This window comes from Protofrankia sp. Cas3 (genome assembly GCF_963555955.1).
Taxonomy (GTDB): Bacteria; Actinomycetota; Actinomycetes; order Frankiales; family Frankiaceae; genus Protofrankia.
The window spans coordinates 1-5,145 of record NZ_CAUVXP010000146.1; the positions used below are offsets into that span (position 1 = coordinate 1).

3 protein-coding genes are annotated in these 5,145 nt (G+C 69.4%); 1 reads left to right on the top strand and 2 read right to left on the bottom strand.

Going from position 1 to position 5,145, the window contains the following annotated elements; all coding sequences use genetic code 11:
- Positions 1-97: 97 nt before the first annotated feature.
- Complete coding sequence (locus tag U9983_RS21740) at positions 98-1,303, bottom strand: XRE family transcriptional regulator (RefSeq protein ID WP_322755796.1); 1,206 nt, start codon at positions 1,301-1,303, stop codon at positions 98-100.
- Positions 1,304-2,077: 774 nt separating this feature from the next.
- Positions 2,078-3,844 (bottom strand): glycerol-3-phosphate dehydrogenase/oxidase, encoded by a 1,767-nt coding sequence (locus U9983_RS21745; protein ID WP_322755797.1) that lies wholly within the window; start codon positions 3,842-3,844, stop codon positions 2,078-2,080.
- 120 nt (positions 3,845-3,964) lie between these two features.
- On the opposite strand from U9983_RS21745, the gene U9983_RS21750 reads away from it, so the two are divergent.
- The gene (locus tag U9983_RS21750) at positions 3,965-5,137 is read left to right on the top strand and encodes an acyl-CoA dehydrogenase family protein (RefSeq protein WP_322755798.1); all 1,173 of its coding nucleotides are present in this window, start codon (positions 3,965-3,967) and stop codon (positions 5,135-5,137) included.
- Positions 5,138-5,145: the final 8 nt, after the last annotated feature.

Genomic DNA, 5,145 nt, shown 5'->3' on the forward strand with positions numbered 1-5,145 from the left:
TACCCTCGCAGGCCAACTGGATGGCGGGCTAGGCCGCGCAGGTGGGATTCGGAGTCGCAGGACTGTTCCCCGAGAACAGTTCTGGGGTGCGATCGCGTCAGGACGACGCCGCGGCCACCTCTGCCGGGCCGAGCGCGCGCCGGGCGTGGTCAACCAGTGCGGCCGCGCCGGCATGCCCGGCCTGCTCGATCTCCTGGCAGAGACGGGCGATGTCGCGGCGGGTCATCCCGGAGTCGATGGTTGCCGCGTGGGTGATGGCCTCGTGCCCGAGGGCGATGGCCCGATCGGCGCCGCCTGTGCGGACATGGGCGACACCCAGTCTGGTCAGGAACTCGACCCGGTTCCGCGGGAACTCGTCGTCGAGGCCGTCGAGGTCGTCGAGCGCTGCCTGGAAGTGGGGTATCGCCCGGTCCGGGTCGCCGCCGGACAGCAGAGCCTCGCCGGCGGCGAACGAGATGTCCTTGCGGCCGGCCCAGTACATGTAGGGGGGGTTCCGTTCCGGGCGGACCTCGTTGATCAGCGAGTGGGCGAGCGTGGTCGCGGCGGCGGCCTCCACGCGGTGACCCGTGCGGCTGTGGGCGACGGCCAGGTCAGCCGCGATCACGGCCCGTTCGATGGCGCTCAACACACTGCGGGCGCCGGCCTGGGCCGACTGGAGCAGGGTGACCGCGTCGGCCGGCTGCCCGTACCACGTTGCCTGTTCCGCCATGCAGCGCAGGACGTTGGCACCCAGGGCGGGCGCACCCGCCTCGTGGGCGGCCCGCAGCGCCACCAGCCAGCATCGCTGTGCGGCGCCGTACTGCCCGACGTCGTACATGGCCCATCCTGCCAGTCGTGCCAGCTCGGCGGCCACCGCGTACAGCCGGGCCTGATGGATGTCGTTGTGGATGCCGGTGCGCAGCAGCCGGACGGTGATGCGGAGCTCGGTGATGGACAGCGCGTGCACGTCGGTGCCGCCGAGGATGTCGCTCATCCGCCGCAGCGCGTCGACGCGCTCTTCAAAGCCACGCACCAGGGGATCATCGACAAGCTGACCGACCGCGGCGACCCGACGCTGGCATGTCCGTGCCATGAGCCAACGCTCGGCGGCCGAGCCCAGGGACGGTCCCGACACCGGGAGAAAGCGGGGCGGCCGCTTGTCACGGGTCATCTCCGCAAGCCCTCGGGCCAGACCGTCGCCCGTCCACAGCAGGTCGAGGTCGGTGTTCGCGGGCATGAGCTGTTCGGCGGATGGCGGTGCGGTCGCGTCGTGGAGTTGCCGGAGTCTGTGCGGATCCCATCCTGGGTGCGCGTGCATTGTCACGGCGGGTTTCTCCCGTCTCCGGGCGGAGCTACTGTTGATCGTAGCCGTGCGAAAACAGCGCCCGTTTACGTCGGTTGCTGTTCCCCTCGTATTATCCCGTGGCTTGCCCTCGTCAGAAGCCGGCTTCGGATGGTACAGCGTCCCTTCCGGATCTTCACCGGCCGATATGCGGGAGACCGGCCCAAGGGGGCGTACTCGGCAATGCGGCGATCCGTATAATACGGCGCCTGTTGAGGTCGCTCACCCTCGTGCGTAACCGGGCCGTGACAAACCTGCTGGTCGGCGCCGAGGCATCTGTATATAGACACACCTCCAGAAGAGGCAGACTCCGCAACGGGAGGCACGGCGGGCCGGTCCGGTGTTCCGCGAACATGGGGTCTCGCTACCTGGAGAACCTACCACTCATGCCGCGCATGCCTAGTGGTCATGCCCTGGGTCGCCGGTCGGCGTCAGCGGATATGGTGACAGGTTACCGGTGTGTTTACCAGCCGGAAATATGTTGGCCGGCTTATGTCTGTTGACTGTCGTGTTGTCACACGGACTATTTCTACGGCCATTCTGATAATTCCCAGAAGGGTATTTTCGGTGCAGTTCGGGGGTCTGCCACAGCCCCGGGCACAGCTCTTGACCTCGGTAGACAACGCGGAGCAATCGTCGGATTTCTCGCCGTCATCGGACCACGGCGCGGGCTGTACAGCGCCGCGGCGACATTTTCGCTGTCATTTTCCAGACCGCTGGCGAGCGTCGCCGGCGGGTATTTTGTCGGACCTGGCGCTACCCGCTACCCGCTACCCGCGACCCGCGACCCAGGGCCGGCTCGGGCGCGGCGGGCCGGAGCCGGCCGTTGCCGCGCACGTCCGGGGCGCCCAGTCGGGCCGCGTCGGCGGTCTGATCGTCGGCCTGCCGCTGGGACTCGCGTTCGGCCGCCACCCGGGTCCGGTAGTGCTCGATCTCCGCGGCGGTGGTCGCGTGATCCCAGCCCAGCTCGGGTCCGACCAGCTCGGCGACGTGCGCTGCGGCCTCCAGGCCCCGGTCCCAGGCTTCGATCGAGATCCGGGTCCGGCGGGTCAGTACGTCGTCAAGGTGCAGGGCACCCTCGTGGGACGCGGCGTACACGGCCTCCGCCGCAAGGTAGGTGCTGGCCCCGCGCAGCGGCGCTCCAAGTGCGGGGCGCTCCTCGATGAGGGCGAGGATCTCGCGGGCGAGGCTGCCGTAGCGTCCCAGCAGATGCTCGACCCGGGCCACGTGCAGCCCGCTGCGGTTGGCGAGTGTCTCCCGGGCGTTCCACAGCGCCTGGTAGCCCTCGGCACCCAGAAGCGGGATCCGCTCGGTGCACGAGGCCGGCACGTAGCGGTTCATGCCATGGACGGCTGAGTCGACCGCGTCGCGGGCCATCACCCGGTAGGTCGTGTACTTCCCGCCGGCCACCATGGTCAGGCCCGACACCGGCGAGACGACCGCGTGTTCCCGGGACAGCCGCGAGGTGCCCTCGGACTCGCCGGACAGCAGCGGCCGCAGCCCGGCGTAGACCCCGGTGATGTCCTCGTTGGTCAGCGGTGTGCGCAGCACCCGGTTGACGTGGGCCAGCACGTAATCGATGTCCGCGCTGCTGGCTGCCGGGTGGGCGAGGTCGAGGTTCCAGTCCGTGTCGGTCGTTCCGATGATCCAGTGCGAGCCCCAGGGGATCACGAACAGCACGCTGGTCCGGGTACGCAGGATCAGCCCGGTGGTGGAGTGGATCCGGTCGCGGGGCACGACCAGGTGGATGCCCTTGGACACCCGGACGGACAGCTGACCGCGACCGCCGGCCATGGCCTGGATGTCGTCGGTCCACACCCCCGCCGCGTTGATCGTCTGGCGGGCCCGGACGTCGATCTGCCCGCCGTTCTCGAGGTCGTCGACACGGACGCCGCTGACCCGGTCGCCCTCCCGCAGCAGTCCCGTCACCCGGGCGCTGGTGGCGATCAGGGCGCCGTAGTGGGCCGCGGTGCGGGCGACGAACATGGTGTGGCGGGCATCGTCGACCTGGGCGTCCCAGTACTGGATCGCCCCCACCATGGAGTCCGGTCGCAGGGACGGTGCGGCGCGCAGCGCGGCCTGCCTGCTCAGATGGCGGTGGTGCGGCACGTTGCGGCGACCGCCGCCGAGGGTGTCGTAGAGCAGCATTCCGCTGCCGACGTAGGCGCGTTCCCACATCCGATGCGTGATCGGGTATATGAACGGGACCGGGCGCACCAGGTGCGGGCACAGGGTGTCCAGCAGGAGCGCCCGTTCCCGCAGCGCCTCGGCGACCAGCGCCACGTTGCGCTGCTCGAGGTAACGGAGCCCACCGTGGATGAGCTTGCTCGACCGGCTGGATGTGCCGGCCGCGAGGTCTCGTGCCTCGACCAGGGCCACCGACAGGCCGCGGGTGGCCGCGTCGAGCGCGACCCCCGCACCCGTGACGCCGCCGCCGATGACGACGACGTCGACGACGTCGGTCGCCATCTGGCGCAGGGCGTCGTCCCGGGTGGTGGGGTTCAGCCGTGCCGGAACGATCATCGTGTTCCCCGTTTCCGGAGCGCGGATGCAAGGTAGGGCGCGGACACACGTCACATCGTGCCCGCTGCAAATAAACTCCGCATGCCGCGTTGCCCACAGCCCGCCCGCAGGAGCCGCCTGATGGACCTCACGTTCACGCCCGAGGAGGAACAGTTCCGCGCGGAGCTGCGTGCGTGGTTGGCGGACAACGTCCCGCCGCGGTGGCGGTCCCGGTCGTTCTGGTCGGCCATGCCCGAGGCTGCGGCGTTCGAGCTGCGCAGGGACTGGGAGCGCCGCAAATACGACGCAGGCTTCGCCGGTATCTCCTGGCCGCGGGAGTACGGCGGGCGCGGCGGGACGCCCGGCATGCAGGCGATCTACGACGAGGAGACGCAGCGTGCCGGGGCGCCACACACGGTCAACGCCCTCGGGCTGGCCTTCCTCGCCCCCACCGTCATGGCGATCGGTACCGACGAGCAGAAGCGCGACATCATCGGCCCGATGCTGCGCAACGAGGTGATCTGGTGCCAGGGTTTCTCCGAGCCGGGTGCGGGTTCGGACCTCGCGGCGCTGCGCACCGGCGGCGTGCTCGACGGTGACGAGTTCGTCGTCAACGGCCAGAAGGTCTGGACGACCAATGCCGTGTACGCGGACAAGATCTTCGCGCTGGTCCGCACGGAACCCGGCTCCCAGCGGCACAGCGGCATCTCCATGCTGCTCATCGACATGCGGTCCGACGGGGTGCAGGCCCGGCCGTTGCGTCAGATCAGCGGCGCGAGCGAGTTCGGCGAGGTGTTCTTCACCGATGCCAGGGTGAAGGTCGGTGACTGTCTCGGCGGGGTCGGCAACGGCTGGTCAACGGCGATGTTGTTGCTGTCGTTCGAACGTGGGGCCTCCGGCATCGTCCAGTACACCGCCATGCGCCGGCAGTTCGACGAGATCGTGGCCACCGCGGCCACCTTCGGCCGCACCGGCGACCCGATCCTGCGCCAGCAGCTCGCCAGCCGGATGGTCGAGCTCGAGTGCCTACGCTACCGCTCCATGCACGTGCTCACCCAGGTCGAACGGGGCGAGGATCTTGGGGCCGGGTCATCTGTGACCAAACTGCAGTGGTCGCACACGCACCAGGACCTGTGGGAGACCTTCGACGATCTGCTCGGTCCGGAGGCGACGCTCGCCCGACCGCGCCCCGACACCGACCTGCGCGCCATGCAGCAGGAGGCCATGTGGTCGCGTTCGGTGACGATCTGGGGCGGTTCGTCGCAGGTGCAGCGCAACATCGTCGCCGAGCGGGTCCTCGGGCTTCCTCGATGACTAGTGGT

Excerpts from the sequence above, each read along its gene's own strand:
- U9983_RS21750 (WP_322755798.1), top strand. The coding sequence starts at position 3,965 with ATGGACCTCACGTTCACGCCCGAGGAGGAACAGTTCCGCGCGGAGCTG.
- U9983_RS21745 (WP_322755797.1), bottom strand. The coding sequence starts at position 3,844 with ATGATCGTTCCGGCACGGCTGAACCCCACCACCCGGGACGACGCCCTG.